This is a genomic window from Klebsiella planticola (assembly GCF_000783935.2).
Classification (GTDB): Bacteria; Pseudomonadota; Gammaproteobacteria; order Enterobacterales; family Enterobacteriaceae; genus Klebsiella; species Klebsiella planticola.
This window is the reverse complement of record NZ_CP026047.1, coordinates 546,173-565,000: the sequence shown is the minus strand read 5'-3', so window position 1 is coordinate 565,000 and position 18,828 is coordinate 546,173. Positions and strand designations below refer to the sequence as shown.

Below are 18,828 nucleotides of genomic sequence, written 5' to 3'. Positions count from 1 at the left end.
GTTTCACCCGGCATGACAGGAGTAAAAATGGCTATCGACGAAAACAAACAGAAAGCGTTGGCGGCAGCACTGGGCCAGATTGAAAAACAGTTCGGCAAAGGCTCCATCATGCGCCTGGGTGAAGACCGTTCCATGGATGTGGAAACTATCTCCACCGGTTCGCTTTCACTGGATATCGCCCTGGGCGCCGGCGGTTTGCCGATGGGCCGTATCGTCGAAATCTACGGGCCTGAATCGTCCGGTAAAACGACACTGACCCTGCAGGTTATCGCCGCCGCGCAGCGTGAAGGTAAAACCTGTGCATTTATCGATGCAGAGCACGCGCTGGATCCTGTTTATGCGCGTAAGCTGGGCGTCGACATCGACAACCTGCTGTGCTCTCAGCCGGACACCGGCGAACAGGCGCTGGAAATCTGTGACGCGCTGGCGCGTTCTGGCGCCGTAGACGTTATCGTTGTCGACTCCGTGGCGGCGCTGACGCCGAAAGCGGAAATCGAAGGCGAAATCGGCGACTCTCACATGGGCCTCGCGGCGCGTATGATGAGTCAGGCGATGCGTAAGCTGGCCGGTAACCTGAAGCAGTCCAATACGCTGCTGATCTTCATCAACCAGATTCGTATGAAAATTGGCGTGATGTTCGGTAACCCGGAAACCACCACCGGTGGTAACGCGCTGAAATTCTATGCCTCTGTGCGTCTCGATATCCGTCGTATCGGTGCGGTAAAAGATGGCGATAACGTCATCGGCAGCGAAACTCGCGTCAAAGTCGTGAAAAACAAAATCGCCGCGCCGTTCAAACAGGCTGAGTTCCAGATTCTTTACGGCGAAGGTATCAACTTCTATGGCGAGCTGGTTGACCTGGGCGTGAAAGAGAAGCTGATCGAGAAAGCGGGTGCATGGTACAGCTACAACGGCGATAAGATCGGCCAGGGTAAAGCAAATGCTATCTCGTGGCTGAAAGATAACCCGGCGGCGGCAAAAGAGATTGAGAAAAAAGTGCGTGAGCTGCTGCTGAGTAACCAGGACTCCACACCGGACTTCGTGGTTGACGGTAACGGCGCGGGTGCAGAAGAAACCCACGAAGATTTCTGATAATCTCATTAAAAGATAACGAAGGGCTGCGGATGCAGCCCTTTTGCTTTTTGATTGTCGAGGTGCCCGTGACTGAACCTTCATCCCGCCGTTCCGGCTATGCCCGCCTGCTGGACCGCGCAATCCGTATCCTGGCGATGCGCGACCATAGCGAACAGGAGCTGCGGCGTAAACTCGCTGCTCCGGTACTGGGCAAAAATGGCCCGGAGACGCTGGACGTCACGCCGGAAGAGGTAGACACCGTTGTCGCCTGGTGCATTGAGAACCGTTACCTGGACGACGGTCGCTTTGTTCGCCAGTTTATTGGCAGCCGTAGCCGCAAAGGATATGGCCCGGCGCGTATCCGCCAGGAGCTCAATCAGAAAGGTATTCCCCGCGACGTCAGCGAAAGCGCGATGCGCGAGTGTGATATTGACTGGGCCGCGCTGGCGAAAGAGCAGGCGCAGCGCAAATATGGCGAACCGCTCCCGACGGCATTTGCTGATAAAGTCAAAATCCAGCGGTTTTTGCTGTACCGTGGCTACCTGATGGAAGATATTCAGGAAATCTGGCGAAATTTTGCAGATTGACCCATCGGGTATTTTACTTCCCAGTAAAGAAAACTTATCTTATTCCCACTTTATTCCGTCCGGTCGCTGGCTGTTAACAGGCAATCAGCGCCCACGACGATTATTCCTTATACACAAAATCATTCGCGCTGCGTCAAGGCAGCAGGGGAGTGAGTCACCTGGATCGTACAGAGGTACGTGGCCGAGGTGAACGAGCGCAGCCCGCGTAGAGGCAGCGTGAAAGGTGAAGTGTATAGCTTGATTTCAGGATAATTATGAGCAAGAGCACTGCTGAGATCCGTCAGGCGTTTCTCGATTTTTTCCATAGCAAGGGACACCAGGTCGTTGCGAGCAGCTCCCTGGTGCCGCACAACGACCCGACCCTGCTGTTTACCAACGCCGGGATGAACCAGTTCAAGGATGTTTTCCTGGGTCTCGACAAACGCCATTATTCTCGCGCGACGACCGCGCAGCGTTGCGTTCGTGCGGGTGGTAAACACAACGATCTGGAAAACGTCGGTTACACCGCGCGTCACCATACCTTCTTTGAAATGCTGGGTAACTTCAGCTTCGGCGATTACTTCAAGCAGGATGCCATCAAATACGCATGGGAACTGCTGACCGGGGAAAACTGGTTCGCGCTGCCGAAAGATAAACTGTGGGTTACCGTCTACGAAACCGATGACGAAGCCTTCGATATCTGGGCGAATGAGGTCGGCGTTCCACGTGAGCGTATTATCCGCATTGGCGATAATAAAGGCGCGGCGTTCGCTTCTGACAACTTCTGGCAGATGGGCGATACCGGTCCGTGCGGTCCGTGTACCGAAATCTTCTTCGACCATGGCGACCACATCTGGGGCGGTCCTCCGGGAAGCCCGGAAGAAGATGGCGATCGCTACATTGAGATCTGGAACATCGTCTTCATGCAGTTTAACCGTCAGGCCGACGGCACCATGGAGCCGCTGCCGAAGCCATCCGTCGACACCGGTATGGGCCTGGAGCGTATTGCTGCCGTTCTGCAGCACGTCAACTCCAACTATGATATCGACCTGTTCCGCACTCTGATTGAGAACGTCGCGAAAGTCACCGGCGCAACCGACCTGACGAACAAATCGCTGCGCGTTATCGCTGACCATATTCGTTCCTGCGCATTCCTGATTGCCGATGGCGTCATCCCGTCGAATGAAAACCGTGGCTACGTGCTGCGTCGTATCATTCGTCGTGCCGTGCGTCATGGCAACATGCTGGGCGCGAAAGAGACCTTCTTCTGGAAACTGGTTGCTCCGCTGATTGAGGTGATGGGCGCCGCCGGTGAAGAGCTGAAGCAGCAGCAGGCTCAGGTTGAGCATGTGCTGAAAACCGAAGAAGAGCAGTTCGCGCGTACGCTGGAGCGCGGTCTGGCGCTGCTGGATGAAGAGCTGAGCAAGCTGAAGGGCGACACGCTGGATGGCGAAACCGCTTTCCGCCTGTACGATACCTATGGTTTCCCGGTTGACCTGACCGCTGACGTTTGCCGCGAGCGCAATATTAAAGTCGACGAAGCCGGCTTTGAAGCCGCAATGGAAGAGCAGCGTCGTCGTGCGCGCGAGTCCAGCGGCTTTGGCGCAGACTACAATGCGATGATTCGCGTTGACGGCGCTTCTGAATTTAAAGGCTATGACCACCTGGAACTGAACGCGAAAGTGACCGCGCTGTTCATCGACGGCAAAGCCGTTGATAGCGTAACGGCGGGCCAGGAAGCGGTTGTCATTCTGGATCAAACGCCGTTCTACGCAGAATCCGGTGGCCAGGTGGGCGATAAAGGCGAACTGAAAGGCGCTGGCTTCTCCTTCGCGGTCAACGATACGCAGAAATACGGCCAGGCCATTGGTCATATCGGTAAACTGACCCATGGCGCGCTGAAAGTGGGCGATGCGCTGGAGGCTGATGTCGATCGGGCTCGCCGTCAGCGTATTCGTCTGAACCACTCGGCGACTCACCTGATGCATGCGGCATTACGTCAGGTTCTGGGTACGCATGTGGCGCAGAAGGGCTCGCTGGTGAATGACAAAGCGCTGCGCTTTGACTTTTCTCACTTCGAAGCCATGAAGCCGGAAGAGATTCGCGCGGTGGAAGATCTGGTCAACGCGCAGATCCGTCGCAACCTGCCGGTTGAAACCAACATTATGGATATCGATGCGGCACGAGAGTCCGGCGCGATGGCGCTGTTCGGCGAGAAATATGACGATCGCGTTCGCGTACTGAGCATGGGCGATTTCTCCACCGAGCTGTGCGGCGGTACTCACGCCTCACGTACCGGTGATATTGGCCTGTTCCGTATTACCTCTGAATCCGGTACCGCTGCCGGCGTTCGCCGTATTGAGGCGGTGACTGGCGAAGGCGCAATTGCGTATCTGCACGCGCAGAGCGATCTGCTGGGCGATATTGCACAGTTGCTGAAGGGTGACAGCCATAACCTTGGCGATAAAGTGCGTGCCGCGCTGGAACGTACTCGCCTACTGGAAAAAGAGCTGCAGCAGCTGAAAGAGCAGGCTGCGGCGCAGGAGAGCGCAAACCTCTCCAGCAAAGCAGAAGAGATTAACGGCGTCAAATTGCTGGTCAGCGAGCTGGCCGGCGTTGAACCGAAAATGCTGCGTACCATGGTTGATGACCTGAAAAACCAACTGGGTTCTACGGTCGTTGTGTTAGCCACGGTGGCGGATGGTAAGGTTTCTCTGATTGCCGGTGTGTCTAAGGATGTGACAGATCGCGTGAAAGCAGGGGAGCTGGTTGGTATGGTCGCCCAGCAGGTGGGTGGCAAAGGGGGCGGTCGTCCGGATATGGCTCAGGCCGGTGGTACCGATGCGTCTGCTCTCCCTGCAGCGTTAGCCAGTGTGAAAGGCTGGGTCAGCGCAAAACTGTAATAACTATAAATGCATAGCTACCGTTATCCTCGGATAACGGTAGCTTGCGAGAGAAGCACTGATAACGATAAAGTCGGGTTGAAGTTGTGTATATCGGCTAAACTTAGGTTTAACAGAATGTGATGCCGTGACTGCTTACACCGTAAGGTGTTTGTCATCGCTTACTTTTTGGCGTTATATGATGGATAATGCCGGGATACGAGAGACCCGACTCTTTTAATCTTTCAAGGAGCAAAGAATGCTGATTCTGACTCGTCGAGTTGGTGAGACCCTCATGATTGGAGATGAGGTCACTGTGACAGTTTTAGGGGTTAAGGGTAACCAGGTACGTATTGGCGTTAATGCCCCTAAAGAAGTCTCCGTGCATCGTGAAGAGATCTACCAGCGTATCCAGGCTGAAAAATCCCAGCAGTCCAGTTACTAAGGTTTTCGCGCCTCGCGATTCCGTGAGGCGCACCCCCCCAGCTCCCGTTTTTCTTTCTGACTTTTCTTCTTCTGCTACCTTGTTTTTTGTTTATAGCCCATCGTTCGCAACATTTATCTTTTGCCTGCCGCTGGCCGAAACCCCTGAATTCCTGTTGATAAAACACTCTTTTTGCCGTTTTTGCAGGCTAATTGCGCGGTAAGTGTGCAAACGGAAAAAGGTCTCGAAAAATTGTTTGACTTATAAGTACCAGAAAGTAATATGTGCGCCATCGCAGCGACGAAGAGCAGAAACAAGTTCTTCGAAGCACTCGTAAGAGGCGTGTGGTGAGGTGGCCGAGAGGCTGAAGGCGCTCCCCTGCTAAGGGAGTATGCGGTCAAAAGCTGCATCCGGGGTTCGAATCCCCGCCTCACCGCCATTTTGCATCCGTAGCTCAGCTGGATAGAGTACTCGGCTACGAACCGAGCGGTCGGAGGTTCGAATCCTCCCGGATGCACCATATTTTTCCATTTCTTCAGCGATGAAGGGGTGGTTGAGGTAGCGGTAATAACCGCAAGCACCAGGAAGGATAACGTTGCATTAGCAACGGCCCGTAGGGCGAGGCGACAGCCGAGTCATCCTCCCGGATGCACCATCTTACTCAGTGTGGCAAGTGTTAGATGTGACACTGACGCGTAGTAAAGCAGTTCTCCCTGATGCATCCGTAGCTCAGCTGGATAGAGTACTCGGCTACGAACCGAGCGGTCGGAGGTTCGAATCCTCCCGGATGCACCATCTTCTCCGAAATGACAGCCGAACTGTTGTTTCACGGTCTGCGAGATAATCGTCAGTACCAGCGAAGATAATTAGTAAAGCAGTTCTCCCTGATGCATCCGTAGCTCAGCTGGATAGAGTACTCGGCTACGAACCGAGCGGTCGGAGGTTCGAATCCTCCCGGATGCACCATCTTCTCCGAAATGACAGCGGAACTGTTGTTTCACGGTCTGCGAGATAATCGCCAGTACCAGGGAGGATAACGTTGCGTAAGCAACGGCCCGTAGGGCGAGCGAAGTGAGTCATCCTCCCGGATGCACCATCTTCTCCGAAATGACAGTCGAACTGTTGTTTCACGGTCTGCGAGATAATCGCCAGTACCAGCGAAGATAATGTAGTAAAGCAGTTCTCCCTGATGCATCCGTAGCTCAGCTGGATAGAGTACTCGGCTACGAACCGAGCGGTCGGAGGTTCGAATCCTCCCGGATGCACCATCTTCTCCAGATTCACATCAACTTTGTCGCTTCATGGTCTGCGAAATTATCGCCAGCACCAGGGAGGATAACGTTGCGTAAGCAACGGCCCGTAGGGCGAGTAAAACGAGTCATCCTCCCGGATGCACCATCTTCTTCAGATCCTCCTTTTTCGTAAAACCCCAAACCCCAAACCATTTATCCGTTCCTTGTCTGCCTTTTCTGGCAAAAGCTGCTTACACCATTCCGGCGGCGGATCTCTTTCAACGCCGCTTAGTGAACTTTTTTTATTGGCAAGTGACTCTTTCCACTATAATTTACCCGTATGTATCGATCTGATTTGGGTGAGATGAGTGCAAGGAGAGAAATCCATGAAATGGTTCAAAGCAATACCTGCGTTTTGTGCGACGCTTCTGGTAGCCGTATCGTTAGCTGGCTGTGCGGGATCGCCCACAAAGGAAAGTACCGGTGGCTATATTGATGATACCGTCGTCACCACGAAGGTTAAAACGGCGCTGTTTAACGAAAAAGACATTAAGTCTTCTGAAATTAGCGTACAGACCTTTAAAGGACGTGTTCAGCTGAGTGGTTTTGTCTCATCAGCGAAGGATGCCAGCCGCGCGGTAGAAGTCACCCGCAGAGTGCAGGGCGTTCGTTTGGTTGAGAATGATTTAAAAATCAAATAAATCACGATGTGAGTCATATAAAGGCGCCCCGAAGGCGCCTTTATTGCCTGAGGCGCTGGCCGCGACAACATGCGCCTTTTGCGATAAAGTAACGTTTTCTTACCCGGTTTGTGAGAACACGATGTACGAACGTTACGCAGGACTGATCTTTGATATGGATGGCACCATCCTTGATACCGAACCGACGCATCGTAAGGCGTGGCACGAGGTTCTGGGTCGATACGGAATGCGTTTCGACGAGCAGGCGATGGTCGCGCTCAATGGTTCTCCGACCTGGCGTATAGCCCAGGCGATTATCGAACTGAATCACGCTGATTTAGATCCCCACCGCCTGGCGGAGGAAAAAACCGTGGCCGTGAAGGCCATGCTGCTGGATAGCGTGCGCCCCTTACCGCTGATAGAGGTGGTGAAGGCATGGCACGGGCGCCGTCCGATGTCGGTCGGTACCGGCAGCGAAAGCGCCGTAGCTGAGGCGCTGTTGGCGCACCTCGGCCTGCGTCATTACTTTGCGGCGGTGATTGCCGCCGATCATGTCCAGAATCATAAACCCGCGCCCGATACCTTTCTGCTTTGCGCGGAGCGCATGGGTGTCGCGCCGGAAACATGCGTCGTTTTTGAAGATGCTGATTTTGGTCTGCAGGCGGCGAAGCGTGCGGGGATGGATGCCGTGGACGTGCGCTTGTTGTGAGCGACGCACTGTCGCTGATCTCGCTGTTTGCCAGTAGTTTTTTGAGCGCCACCTTACTTCCCGGCAATTCGGAAGTTGTGCTGGTTGCTATGCTACTTACGGGGGCAAGCCAACCGTGGGCCCTGGTATTAATAGCAACAATCGGCAATAGCCTTGGAGGGGTAACTAACGTTATTCTGGGGCGCCTGTTTCCGCTGCGCAAAACATCGCGCTGGCAGGAAAAAGCAACCGGCTGGTTAAAGCGCTACGGCGCGGTCACATTATTATTAAGCTGGGCGCCGGTTATCGGCGATTTACTGTGTCTGCTGGCGGGATGGATGCGCATCTCCTGGGGGCCGGTACTTTTTTTCTTATGCCTTGGCAAAGCGTTACGCTATATCGTCATTGCGGTGGTAACGCTTCAGGGCATGACGTGGTGGCACTAATTGTGGAACTAAGACTATCCCGGCAGGCCGTGTTAGCGGTTTGTGCCCGAAATCCGCACGTACTGCCAGTGCGCTCCGGTTTTCGTGCGCGGAACCGGCAACAGTAACGTCTTCTGGGATAACCTGTATGGTCACCATTACAATTATGCTTATTCAAACGATTTCGACAGGCGGGAGGTCAAATTGATCCCGGATGTATCACAGGCGCTGGCCTGGCTGGAAAAAAATCCACAGGCTCTTCAGGGTATCCAACGTGGTCTTGAGCGTGAAACGCTGCGCGTCAATGCCGATGGTTCACTGGCGACGACCGGTCACCCTCAGGCCCTTGGCTCGGCGCTGACCCATAAATGGATTACTACCGACTTTGCTGAAGCGCTGCTGGAGTTTATTACGCCGGTTGATGGCGACATTCAGCATATGCTCACCATTATGCGCGATGTTCATCGCTATACCGCTCGCCAGCTGGGCGATGAGCGGATGTGGCCACTGAGCATGCCTTGCTACATTGCTCCTGGTCAGGACATCGAACTGGCGCAGTATGGCACCTCGAATATTGGCCGTCTGAAAACGCTGTACCGCGAGGGGTTGAAGAACCGCTATGGCGCGCTGATGCAAACTATCTCCGGCGTGCACTATAACTTCTCGCTGCCGATGGCTTTCTGGCAGGCGAAGTGCGGCGTTGACGATGCGGAGAGCGGCAAAGAGGCGATTTCCGCCGGCTATTTCCGTTCAATTCGTAACTATTACCGCTTTGGCTGGGTGATCCCATACCTGTTCGGCGCCTCCCCGGCCATCTGCTCTTCGTTCCTGCAGGGCAAACCGACGACGCTGCCGTTTGAGAAAGCGGAAAATGGCATGTACTACCTGCCTTATGCGACCTCGCTGCGCCTGAGCGATCTGGGTTATACCAATAAGTCGCAAAGCAATCTCGGGATTACGTTTAACGATCTCCACGAGTATGTGGCAGGATTGAAGCGGGCGATTAAAACGCCGTCGGAAGAGTATGCCCGGATTGGCCTCGAGAAAGACGGCAAGCATCTGCAAATCAACAGCAATATTCTGCAGATTGAGAACGAACTCTACGCGCCAATTCGGCCGAAGCGTGTGACCCGCAGCGGTGAGACCCCTTCCGATGCGCTGCTGCGCGGCGGTATTGAATATATCGAAGTCCGCTCGCTGGATATCAACCCGTTCTCGCCGATTGGCGTTGACGAGCAGCAGGTCCGTTTCCTCGACCTGTTTATGGTCTGGTGCGTGCTGGCCGATGCGCCGGAAATGAGCAGCGATGAGCTGCTGTGCACGCGCACCAACTGGAATCGCGTGATTCTGGAAGGCCGTAAGCCGGGCCTGACGCTGGGTATCGGCTGCGAAAGCGCGCAGTTCCCGCTGGCTAAAGTGGGTAAAGATCTGTTCCGTGATTTGCGTCGCGTGGCGCAGACGTTAGATAGCATCCACGGTGGCGAAGCCTACCAGCAGGTGTGTGACGAGCTGGTTGCCAGCTTCGACGATCCGGAATTAACTTTCTCAGCCCGCATTCTGCGTTCTATGCTTGAAGAAGGGATTGGCGGCACCGGTAGGGAGCTGGCCGATCAATATCGTACGATGCTGCGGGAAGAGCCGCTGGAAATTTTACGTGAAGACGATTTTATCGCTGAACGTGAAGCTTCAGTGAAGCGCCAGCAGAAGGTGGAAGCGGAAGATAGCGAGCCGTTTGAAGCCCTGTTAGCAAGACACGCGTAGCAAAAAGCGGTACAAAAGAAAAAGGCCACATCAATGTGGCCAAACTTTCATCTCTGATTCAGGGATGATGATGATAATAAATGCGCGTCTTTCATATACTCAGACTCGCGGGTGTAAGAAGAGTTCATTTTATTTTAAAAAAAATCACTATCGGAGGTGAAGAATGCCGTTGTTAGATAGTTTCACAGTCGACCATACCCGCATGGAAGCACCGGCGGTGCGCGTTGCGAAGAAAATGAACACGCCGCACGGCGATGAAATTACCGTTTTCGATCTGCGTTTTTGCGTACCAAACCAGGAAGTGATGCCGGAAAGAGGGATCCATACTCTTGAGCACCTGTTCGCGGGCTTTATGCGCGACCACCTGAACGGCAATGGTGTGGAAATTATCGACATCTCTCCGATGGGCTGCCGTACGGGCTTCTATATGAGCCTGATTGGTACGCCGGATGAGCAGCGCGTAGCCGACGCCTGGAAAGCGGCGATGGCCGATGTGCTGAAAGTGAAAGATCAGAAGCAGATCCCGGAACTGAACGTCTACCAGTGCGGTACCTATACCATGCACTCGCTGGAAGAAGCTCAGGAGATCGCACGCCATATCATCGAGCGCGATGTGCGCATCAACAGCAACGATGAGCTGGCCCTGCCGAAAGAAACCCTGCAAGAACTGCACATTTAGTTCTGCTTGTCGGTCCGGCGATTTCCGCCGGGCCGCTCTTCCTGCGCCGCTATGTCGACGACCTTAACCTTCTCGTTTCAATACCGCGCCCTGGTGCCGTTTGCCCATGATTACGCTCACGGTGATAGCGAACCGTGGCATCAGCATGACTGCGCTCAGCTGCTGCATATCCTCAGCGGCGTGGTGCGGGTTGACACGCCGGTGGGCTACTGGGTCGTCCCGCCCGGACGCGGCGTCTGGCTGCCGGCAGGTACGCCCCATGCGCTGCGTATCACCGGGCAGGTCGCGGCCCGTACGCTGTTTATCGATCCGTTCGCCCGGGCCGATCTACCGTCCTCGTGCCAGATCGTGCAGATCACGCCGCTGCTGCGTGAGCTGATCGTCTCCTCGCTGGCTCTGGCGGAGCGCTATGAACCCGGCAGTCGCGACGAGCGCATTTATGAACTCATTCTCGATGAGATTCGCGGTATGACGGTGCTGCCGTTTGGCCTGCTGGAGCCCCGGAGCGAGGCGCTGCGCCGTTTATGTCACAAGGTGCGGGAAATGCCAGGGGAAGTCTGGAGCAGCCAGCAGGCGGCGAAAGAGAGCAATATGAGCGAACGCACGCTCAACCGCCATTTCCAGCAGCAGACCACGCTCACCTGGAGTGAATGGGTGCGCCGGGCGAAGCTGATGGAAGCGCTGGTTCGCCTGGCGCAGGGACAATCGGTGCTGCGGGTGGCGCTGGATTTGGGCTATGGCAGCCATAGCGCTTTCAGCGCGATGTTTCGTCGGGTGATGGGCGTCGCCCCCAGCGATTACTTCCGTCCGCCGGCTTGAGCATCTGCGCCGACCGCATGACACAGCGCCTGCAATGAGGCGCGCGCCACATCATTATCGATTCCAACGCCCCAGCGGCTGTCGCCATTGGGGAAAATACAGCGAATATAGGCCACTGAGCGGCTGTCGCTGCGTTCACCGAGCGTATGCTCGTGATAGTCCTTAATGACGAACGCTTGCTTCAGCAGCGCGCTGAGGCCGCTGGCGGCCGCGGAGAGCAGGCCATTACCGTGAGCCTGAAGACGACGCGTCTCACCGTTGACCCGTAGCGTCCCCTGCAACGCAAGCTGGCCGTCCTGTCGGCTGTCGGTTTTATACTCCAGCAGCGCCAGCGGCGGTTGCGCAACCAGCCCGTAACGGGAACGGAACAGCTGCCAGAGGGCATTCTGCGTCATCTCTTTGCCATGTGTATCGGTCTCTCGCTGAACGTGCAGGCTGAAATCTTGCTGCAGCGCGCGGGGCAGCTTCAGTCCGTGATTCTGTTCGATTAACCAGGCGCTGCCGCTCTTACCGGACTGGCTGTTGACGCGGATAACCGCTTCATAGCTACAGCCGATGTCCTGCGGGTCGACGGGCAGGTAGGGCATCTCCCAGCGATCGCCGGGCTGACGGGCATCGAATCCCTTCTTAATGGCATCCTGATGAGAACCGGAAAAGGCGGTGTAGGCGAGGCTGCCGGCCCACGGATGGCGCGGGTGAACCGGCAGCTGATTGCAATTCTCCACCACTTCGACTACCCGTTTCATCTCCGGGAAGCTGAGCCGCGGCGTAATCCCCTGGCTGTAGAGATTCATGGCCAGGGTGACCAGACAGACGTTGCCGGTACGCTCGCCGTTACCGAACAGACAGCCTTCTACGCGGTCGGCGCCGGCCATCACCGCCAGCTCCGCGCTGGCAACGCCGGTCCCCCGGTCATTATGCGGATGAACGCTGATGCAGACATCGGCCCGGCGGGAGAAATGGCGGCAGAAAAACTCAATCTGGTCAGCGTAAACGTTCGGGGTACTGACCTCGACGGTGGCGGGCAGGTTGATAATCATCGGTCGTTGTGCGCAGGGCTGCCAGATATCCGCTACCGCCTCGCAGATAGCCAGGGCAAATTCCGGTTCGGTAAAGCAGAAGGTTTCCGGGGAGTATTCATACTGCCAGCGGGTCTGCGGCTGCTCTTCGCACTGCTGGCGAATCAAGCGAGTGGCGCGGGTGGCCAGCTCAATGACCTGTGATTTATCCATCCCGAAAACCAGCTTGCGGAACAGCGGAGCGGTGGCGTTGTACAGATGGACGGTGGCGCAATGGGCGCCGCGCAGCGATTCAAAGGTCCGCAGGATAAGATCTTCTCGCGCCTGGGTCAGCACCTGGATGGTGACATCTTCTGGAATGCGCCGTTCCTCAATCAGCTGACGGACGAAGTTGAAGTCGGTCTGCGATGCCGAGGGGAAGGCGACTTCAATCTCTTTAAATCCGCACTCCAGCAGCAGCTCCCAAAACTGCAGCTTACGTGCGCTGTCCATCGGTTCGGCTAGCGCCTGATTGCCGTCGCGCAGGTCGGTAGAGAGCCAGCGCGGTGCGTGGGTTATCGGGTTGTCCGGCCAGCGGCGGTCGGGCAGGGAAATGGGCGGCCAGGGGCGATATTTTTCACCGGGATTTGTCAGCATAGTTCTCTCCTTGTGTCGGATCTTTATCCTGCCGAAGCGCAGAGCGGGCTGCTTTAGCAAACTGGACAGAAACTAGCGAGAACTGGACAAGGTTGGCGTAGAACCGGCAATAAAAAAGGGATCCGCAGATCCCTTCAGGTCAAACCTTAGTGCGCGCCGCCGCCGCCGCCCCCGGCGCTAAACGGCGGTCTGGCAAACCACACCAGCCCCAGCAGAAGGATAAATATCGCCGCCGAGAACCAGAAAATTTCGTTGGCGGAGATAATCAGCCCCTGGTTAGTTATCTGCTGCGCTATCCAGCCGGACGCCTGCTGTTGAGTCATCCCTAATCCCTGCAGCTGGTCATACATCTGCTGGGCGTTGGGATTATAGGGCGTCACCGACTCGGTGAGCTGCGCATGGTGCAGCGCCTCGCGGTTAGTCCACATGGTGGTGGTAATCGAGGTGCCTATTGACCCTGCCAGCGTACGGGTGAAGTTCGACAGGCTTGATGCCGCCGCCAGCCGTTCCGGCGGCAGGCCGGACAGGGTGATGGTGGTCAGCGGCATAAAGAAGCAGGCCACCGCAAAGCCCTGGATAAACTGCGGCCACGCCGAGGCGCCGAAGTCCATGCCAGGCTCGAAGGTCCAGGCGCGCCAGTAGAAGCACACTGCGTACATGATGAAGCTGAAGGTCACCAGCCGGCGCATATCGAGCTTATGGGCAAAGCGACCGATAATCGGCGACAGGATCACCGGAATAACCCCCACCGGCGCGGAAGCCAGACCGGCCCAGGTGGCGGTATAGCCGTAGACCTCCTGCAGCAGCTGCGGCAGCAGCACGATAGCGCCGAAGTAGAGCATATAGGCGAGGCTGATACACAGGCAGCCAATGGTGAAGTTTCGCGACTTAAAGAGCGAGAGGTCGACGATGGGGTTGTCGTCGGTCAGCTCCCAGACGATCAGGAAACTGATGGCGATCACCGCCACGATTGTCAGCACGATAATCTCGTTGGAGGCGAACCAGTCCAGCTCTTTACCGCGGTCAAGCATCACCTGCAGGCTGCCGATACCGATCACCAACAGCGCCAGGCCAACGCCGTCAATCCGCCGTTGTTCGGTACGGGTTTCGCGGCTGCGCAGGGTTTGCAGCGTCATCACCACGACCGCAATGCCGATCGGCACGTTGATGAAGAAGATCCAGCCCCAGTGGTAGTTGTCGCTGATATAGCCGCCGAGAATAGGGCCACAAATCGGCGCGACGATCACCGTCATCGACCACAGCGCCAGCGCGATAGAGCGTTTGGCCGGCGGATAGTTGCTGAGCAGCAGACTTTGCGACAGCGGGATCAGCGGACCGGCGACGATCCCCTGAATCACGCGGAAGAAAATCAGCATCGTCAGGCTGTTGGACATCCCGCAGGCCCAGGAGGCGATGGCGAACGCCACCGTCGACCACAGGAACAGCTTCACTTCCCCGACGCGTTTTGCCAGCCAGCCGGTGATCGGAATTGAGATGGCATTCGCCACCCCGAAGGAGGTGATAACCCAGGTCCCCTGGCTCAACGATGAGCCAAGGTTCCCGGCAATGGTCGGAATGGCCACGTTGGCGATAGTGGAGTCCAGCACCTGCATGAAGGTCGCAAGCGACAGCGCAATGGTCATGATGACCAGCTGCGCGCCTTCCAGCGGTTTTTGCTGTTGCATTACGCTCACTCCGAATTATCCCGCGTTAGCCTGGATGATACCGTCGATCAGTTTGTTCACCGGCTCAAGGGCGATTTCACGGGCATTGCTTTCATAAACCGGAGATTTGCGCGTCTGGTTAGCCAGCATTTCGCCGTCGCGGTTGGTGGTGTTCACCTCAACCAGCGTTGAAAGCCCAATACGCAGCGGATGTTCAGCCAGCTGTTTGGCATCGAGCTCAATACGTACCGGCAGACGCTGGACCACTTTGATCCAGTTACCGGTGGCATTTTGTGCCGGCAGCAGTGAGAACGCGCTGCCGGTCCCCATATCCAGCCCGACGACTTTGCCGGTGTACTTCACATCATCACCGTAAATATCACTGATGACGGTCGCTTCCTGGCCGATGCGCATATGCGCCAGCTGGGTCTCTTTAAAGTTGGCGTCGATCCACAGATTGGTGGCCGGCACCACCGCCATCAGCGGCGTGGTCGGGCTAATCTGGGCGCCGGGCTGCACGGCACGACGGGAAACGTAGCCGCTAATCGGGCTGACGATTTGCGTACGCTGCAGCGCAAGCCAGGCGTTACGGACATCCGTCGCCGCCTGCAGAACCGCCGGCTGTTGCTCCAGGCGGGTATTCAGCACGATAGCCTGGTTGGCGTTGAATTGCTGAATGGCGACATCCAGCTCGGCCTGGGCGCTGGCGACGGTATCACGAGCGTGCTGCAGCTCTTCGCGGCCAATCAGGTTGGCGGCGCCCAGCGGGATACGACGGTTGAGGTCGGTCTGTGCCTGAGAGAGCGCGGTTTTCTTGACGTCGATATTCGCCTGCAGCTGTTTGCTGTTGATCATCTGCTGACGCGTCTGGCGAACGCTGGCGGCCAGTTGGGTTTTCGCTTTTTCAAATGCCTGCTGGGCATCGGTCTGGTCAAGAGTGACCAGCGGATCGCCTTGCTGCACGAAATCGGTGTTGTCGGCCCAGACTTTCGTCACGCTGCCGGACACCTGCGCCATGATTTGCACCTGGTTCCCTGCCACGTAAGCGTCATCGGTTTCTTCATAATGACGCAGTACCAAAAACCAATAAATTCCGTATGCCACGGCAATAATAATAAAGAGCAATGTCAGTAGCAGAAGGGCGCCTTTGCGTTTGCCCTTCTTGCTGTCCGGTTGCTGCGGGGTTTGGCTCTCCGCATTTGCGCTCATGTTATTCTCCACGATCTTATTATTTCACATCGGCTGAGCCGACCTGTTTATCAGACAGGCCAGCAGATGATCTGCTGGCCTGTCTGTTTTTCCTTGTCAATCCAGAAAAAGTTTTGAGCAGTTCCCGCGCTTAGCGCAGCGACTCCGCCAGTACGCCATCCTCTTCCATCTGGTCAAGGCGGCTAAGCAGTTTGCGGGTGATGTGCTCGAGTTGGTCTTTCTCGCTGGTACTCAGGGAAGACCAGAGCTGATGCAGGCAGTTGTGCTGCGGCGGTAAAACTTCGCGTAAAAACTGATGACCTTTGTCGGTGAGTTGCAGATGCAGGCAGCGACGATCGTTATCGCTTTCGCGACGCTCAATCCAGCCGCGTTTTTCCAGTTCATCGGCAATACGGGTTGCGTTGGTGCGTGACGATCCCAGCGCGCAGCTCAGCTCGGAGGGCTGAATGCTGTGGTTTTCCTGAGACTCCAGGGTGATCAGCGCCATAAACAATGTCTCGTTAATCCCCTGCGCTTTCAGCATCTTATTGCGGTTTTCCAGTAGCTTACCTTGCATGTGCATACAGAGGCGGGTGAGCAGAATCTCCTGGAAAGGGAAATCTTCGTGACGGCTGGCGCGGAACTTGAGCATTTGCTCAATGGGAGTAAACGAACTATCCATTTGGGTATGACCTCATTAATTACAGCCGATATAATAACTATTGTGACAAATAAATCAAATCAATTATTGACTAAAATTGATACTTTAAAAGTATAAAAAAGTGGTGATTTTCCATGCTATTCCATAGGCCAACGCGCTCAGCAGCGTGGGCATAATAATGCTGCGCGTCTTCCAGAACGCCAGTCCCAGCGCCGTGAATCCAACCAACGTAGGCAGCAGCCGTCTGGAATCGCTGAGGATTTCCGGCACGCTGGAGACGATCAGCAGGGCGCAGATAGAAGCGATGCCGATGGTATCGAGCAGCACGCTGAGCGGACCGCGACGCCTCGGGCGCGCGTTTCCTGCGCGCAGGCGCAGCGGCAGATAGCGAAACAGATAGTTCACGCAGCCGACCACTATCCCGATAATCAGCACGTTATTGTTCATCGGGCATCCCCTGAATGCTGGCCTGAATCAGCGCGGCCAGACAGCCGCAGACAATCCCGGCGAGGATGGCCGCTGGAATAGAGAACAGAATAATGCCGCCCAGCGCACCCGCCAGGGCGGCCGTCACGCTAAGAGACTGTTTACGCTGGAACGAGGCCAGTAAGAAGCTCATAAACAGCGCGGGTAGCATAAAGCTCAGCGCGGCCTCCACCGCCGGAAAACCGACCAGCAGGCCGCTACCGGAGTAGGCGCCGATCAGCGTGCCGAACACCCATGATATCCAGGAGGTGAAGGCGATGCCGAGCATCCAGTTTTCGCTCCAGCGGCGGTTGTCGCGAACCAGCCTGGCGGTGGCCGCCGCGAAAACTTCGTCGGTCAGACCAAAAGCCCAGAGCGCGGTTTTTCGTTTATCCAGCGCGCGATGAATGCGGCTACGGAGCGAAGGGCCGTACAGAACGTGACGCACATCCATCGCCATCACGGTGAGGGCCGCCACCCACAGCGAGCTGCCTGCGGCGAGCATCGTGGTGATGACGAACTGGCTGGCGCCGGCGTAGATGATGCAGGAAAAGAACAGGCCTTCCAGCGGCGTGAAGCCGAGTCGGGTGGCGTTCAGGCCAAAGGCGAAGGCTACGGGAAGGTAGCTAATCACAATCGGCAGACTGTCTTTAATCCCTTCAGACAGCGTGGCCTCACTGGCAGGGGCAGGTTTTTCCATAGCGCGTTATTTATTGATAATTCACGTGAATATCACATGATTGAACAGGTGAGGTTACCTTAGCAGAGAGCGGGGCGCTTTGACACCTTGTTAAGCGGTGCTCGCCGGGAGAACGGGACTGGCTGAAAGTTGCCCCGGCCGGCGCCGGGGCAACAGAGTGGCCAATCAGGCACCCGGACTGCACGTCGCTATCCGGGGCTGAGGGAAGGTTACTTCTGCGCGGCCAGCGCTTCTTTCACCCAGCCGTCAAACTGCTGCTGGTGGGCTTTGATCCAGCCATCAACGTGACCCTGAATATCCGCTTCTGAGGCGTGACCTTCATGCATCATGGCGTTTTCGGCGTTAATGTCGGCAATCGGCAACTTCATGATGCTAAACAGTTTTGCCGCCGCCGGGTTTTTCTCAGCCCAGGCTTTGTTCGCTACGATGTGCATGGTGCTGACCGGGAAGCCATAGTTCGCGCCGTTCGCCAGTTTGGTATCGATATTTTTCTGCACGCCCGGCAGAGAGGAGAACGGAACCTGCAGCCAGACCACATCTTTGCCCGGCTTCAGCACGTCACTGACCCAGTACGGCGTCCAGGTGTAGTAGATAACCGGCTTACCTTCTTTAAAGCGGGCAATGGTATCGGCCATCATCGCCGCATAATTCCCCTGGTTGTGCACCACCGTTTTGCTCAGGCCATAAGCATCAATCTGATGATTAATTACCGCTTCACAGCCCCAGCCCGGCGTACAGCCGGTGAGATCGGCTTTACCGTCGCCGTTGGTATCAAACAGTTTGGCGATTTTCGGATCTTTCAGCTGATCGATGGATTTGATGTGGTACTGTTCGGCGGTTTTTTTGTCGATCAGGTAGCCCTGCGCCGCGCCGTTAACAAAAACGCCTTCGCGGTAGAAGCTTTTATCACCACCGGCGGCAGCGTACATATCGTCGTGCAGCGGCTGCCAGTTGACGGCGGTGAAGGTCGCGTCGCCGGAGGCAAGCGAGGTATAGCCAACGTTGTAGTCCACTTCGCTGGGCTTATCGACGGTGTAGCCCAGTTTTTCCAGCGCGCGGCTTACCAGCAGGGTCTGGAAGGTCTCTTCCGTAATGGTGCTTTGAATCGGTTTGACGGTGATGCCTTTTCCCGGCAGGTCGGCTGCCCAGGCAGCGCTGGTGGCGAGCAGAGTGGCAAACGTTGTGGCAATAATCGTGTTATGTCGCATCGTTATTCCTTATCAATGAGAAGGGAGAGCTGCGGGCCCGGCAGGTGCAGTGCCGCC

Annotated in this window: 17 protein-coding genes and 5 tRNA genes; 15 read left to right on the top strand and 7 right to left on the bottom strand. The window is 56.1% G+C overall.

What is annotated here, in order from left to right; translation table 11 throughout:
* Positions 1-27: 27 nt before the first annotated feature.
* The 15 genes from recA (at position 28) to MC50_RS02580 (ending at position 11,230) form a co-directional block, all read left to right on the top strand.
* Positions 28-1,092: a recombinase RecA gene (gene recA / locus MC50_RS02650; RefSeq protein WP_032691013.1), complete on the top strand. Its 1,065-nt coding sequence runs from the start codon at positions 28-30 to the stop codon at positions 1,090-1,092.
* 68 nt (positions 1,093-1,160) lie between these two features.
* On the top strand, positions 1,161-1,661 hold the full coding sequence (recX, locus tag MC50_RS02645; RefSeq protein WP_032691082.1) for a recombination regulator RecX: 501 nt from the start codon (positions 1,161-1,163) through the stop codon (positions 1,659-1,661).
* Between the two features lie 254 nt (positions 1,662-1,915).
* Positions 1,916-4,543 carry an alanine--tRNA ligase gene (gene alaS, locus MC50_RS02640; protein ID WP_032691014.1) on the top strand — a complete coding sequence of 876 codons (2,628 nt, stop codon included), beginning with the start codon at positions 1,916-1,918 and terminating at the stop codon, positions 4,541-4,543.
* A 238-nt stretch (positions 4,544-4,781) separates the two neighbouring features.
* A complete protein-coding gene (gene csrA / locus MC50_RS02635; protein WP_000906486.1) occupies positions 4,782-4,967 on the top strand; it encodes a carbon storage regulator CsrA in 186 nt (61 codons plus the stop codon).
* A 325-nt stretch (positions 4,968-5,292) separates the two neighbouring features.
* Positions 5,293-5,385: transfer RNA gene (locus MC50_RS02630), tRNA-Ser, on the top strand.
* Positions 5,386-5,389: 4 nt separating this feature from the next.
* A tRNA-Arg gene (locus MC50_RS02625) sits at positions 5,390-5,466 on the top strand.
* 198 nt (positions 5,467-5,664) lie between these two features.
* Positions 5,665-5,741 (top strand) — tRNA-Arg (locus MC50_RS02620).
* 94 nt (positions 5,742-5,835) lie between these two features.
* Positions 5,836-5,912: transfer RNA gene (locus MC50_RS02615), tRNA-Arg, on the top strand.
* Between the two features lie 225 nt (positions 5,913-6,137).
* Positions 6,138-6,214 (top strand) — tRNA-Arg (locus tag MC50_RS02610).
* Between the two features lie 350 nt (positions 6,215-6,564).
* Positions 6,565-6,879, top strand: a complete 315-nt coding sequence (locus MC50_RS02605) for a BON domain-containing protein (protein WP_004866826.1) — start codon at positions 6,565-6,567, stop codon at positions 6,877-6,879.
* Between the two features lie 121 nt (positions 6,880-7,000).
* Complete coding sequence (yqaB, locus tag MC50_RS02600) at positions 7,001-7,567, top strand: fructose-1-phosphate/6-phosphogluconate phosphatase (RefSeq protein WP_032691016.1); 567 nt, start codon at positions 7,001-7,003, stop codon at positions 7,565-7,567.
* Positions 7,564-7,992 carry a YqaA family protein gene (locus MC50_RS02595; RefSeq protein WP_004866820.1) on the top strand — a complete coding sequence of 143 codons (429 nt, stop codon included), beginning with the start codon at positions 7,564-7,566 and terminating at the stop codon, positions 7,990-7,992. Before yqaB ends, MC50_RS02595 begins: the two co-directional genes overlap by 4 nt.
* Before the next feature lie 183 nt (positions 7,993-8,175).
* A complete protein-coding gene (gshA, locus tag MC50_RS02590; RefSeq protein ID WP_032691083.1) occupies positions 8,176-9,732 on the top strand; it encodes a glutamate--cysteine ligase in 1,557 nt (518 codons plus the stop codon).
* A gap of 163 nt (positions 9,733-9,895) precedes the next feature.
* Positions 9,896-10,411: an S-ribosylhomocysteine lyase gene (luxS, locus tag MC50_RS02585; RefSeq protein ID WP_004866815.1), complete on the top strand. Its 516-nt coding sequence runs from the start codon at positions 9,896-9,898 to the stop codon at positions 10,409-10,411.
* Between the two features lie 51 nt (positions 10,412-10,462).
* A complete protein-coding gene (locus MC50_RS02580) occupies positions 10,463-11,230 on the top strand; it encodes an AraC family transcriptional regulator (protein ID WP_032691017.1) in 768 nt (255 codons plus the stop codon).
* Here MC50_RS02580 and leuA read toward each other — a convergent pair.
* From leuA to proX, 7 genes are all read right to left on the bottom strand, one after another.
* A complete protein-coding gene (gene leuA, locus MC50_RS02575) occupies positions 11,209-12,885 on the bottom strand; it encodes a 2-isopropylmalate synthase (RefSeq protein ID WP_032691018.1) in 1,677 nt (558 codons plus the stop codon). The two genes, MC50_RS02580 and leuA, sit on opposite strands and share 22 nt — an antisense overlap.
* Positions 12,886-13,031: 146 nt before the next feature.
* Positions 13,032-14,570 (bottom strand): multidrug efflux MFS transporter permease subunit EmrB, encoded by a 1,539-nt coding sequence (gene emrB, locus MC50_RS02570; RefSeq protein ID WP_032691019.1) that lies wholly within the window; start codon positions 14,568-14,570, stop codon positions 13,032-13,034.
* 15 nt (positions 14,571-14,585) lie between these two features.
* On the bottom strand, positions 14,586-15,758 hold the full coding sequence (gene emrA / locus MC50_RS02565; protein WP_032691020.1) for a multidrug efflux MFS transporter periplasmic adaptor subunit EmrA: 1,173 nt from the start codon (positions 15,756-15,758) through the stop codon (positions 14,586-14,588).
* Between the two features lie 130 nt (positions 15,759-15,888).
* Positions 15,889-16,419 carry a transcriptional repressor MprA gene (gene mprA, locus MC50_RS02560; RefSeq protein WP_004866799.1) on the bottom strand — a complete coding sequence of 177 codons (531 nt, stop codon included), beginning with the start codon at positions 16,417-16,419 and terminating at the stop codon, positions 15,889-15,891.
* An 84-nt stretch (positions 16,420-16,503) separates the two neighbouring features.
* Complete coding sequence (gene ygaH, locus MC50_RS02555; protein ID WP_032691021.1) at positions 16,504-16,845, bottom strand: L-valine transporter subunit YgaH; 342 nt, start codon at positions 16,843-16,845, stop codon at positions 16,504-16,506.
* Positions 16,835-17,563, bottom strand: coding sequence for an AzlC family ABC transporter permease (locus MC50_RS02550; protein WP_047663402.1), 729 nt, complete (start codon positions 17,561-17,563; stop codon positions 16,835-16,837). The genes ygaH and MC50_RS02550 overlap by 11 nt, the downstream gene beginning before the upstream one ends.
* Positions 17,564-17,772: 209 nt before the next feature.
* Positions 17,773-18,771: a glycine betaine/L-proline ABC transporter substrate-binding protein ProX gene (gene proX, locus MC50_RS02545; RefSeq protein WP_004866790.1), complete on the bottom strand. Its 999-nt coding sequence runs from the start codon at positions 18,769-18,771 to the stop codon at positions 17,773-17,775.
* Positions 18,772-18,828: the final 57 nt, after the last annotated feature.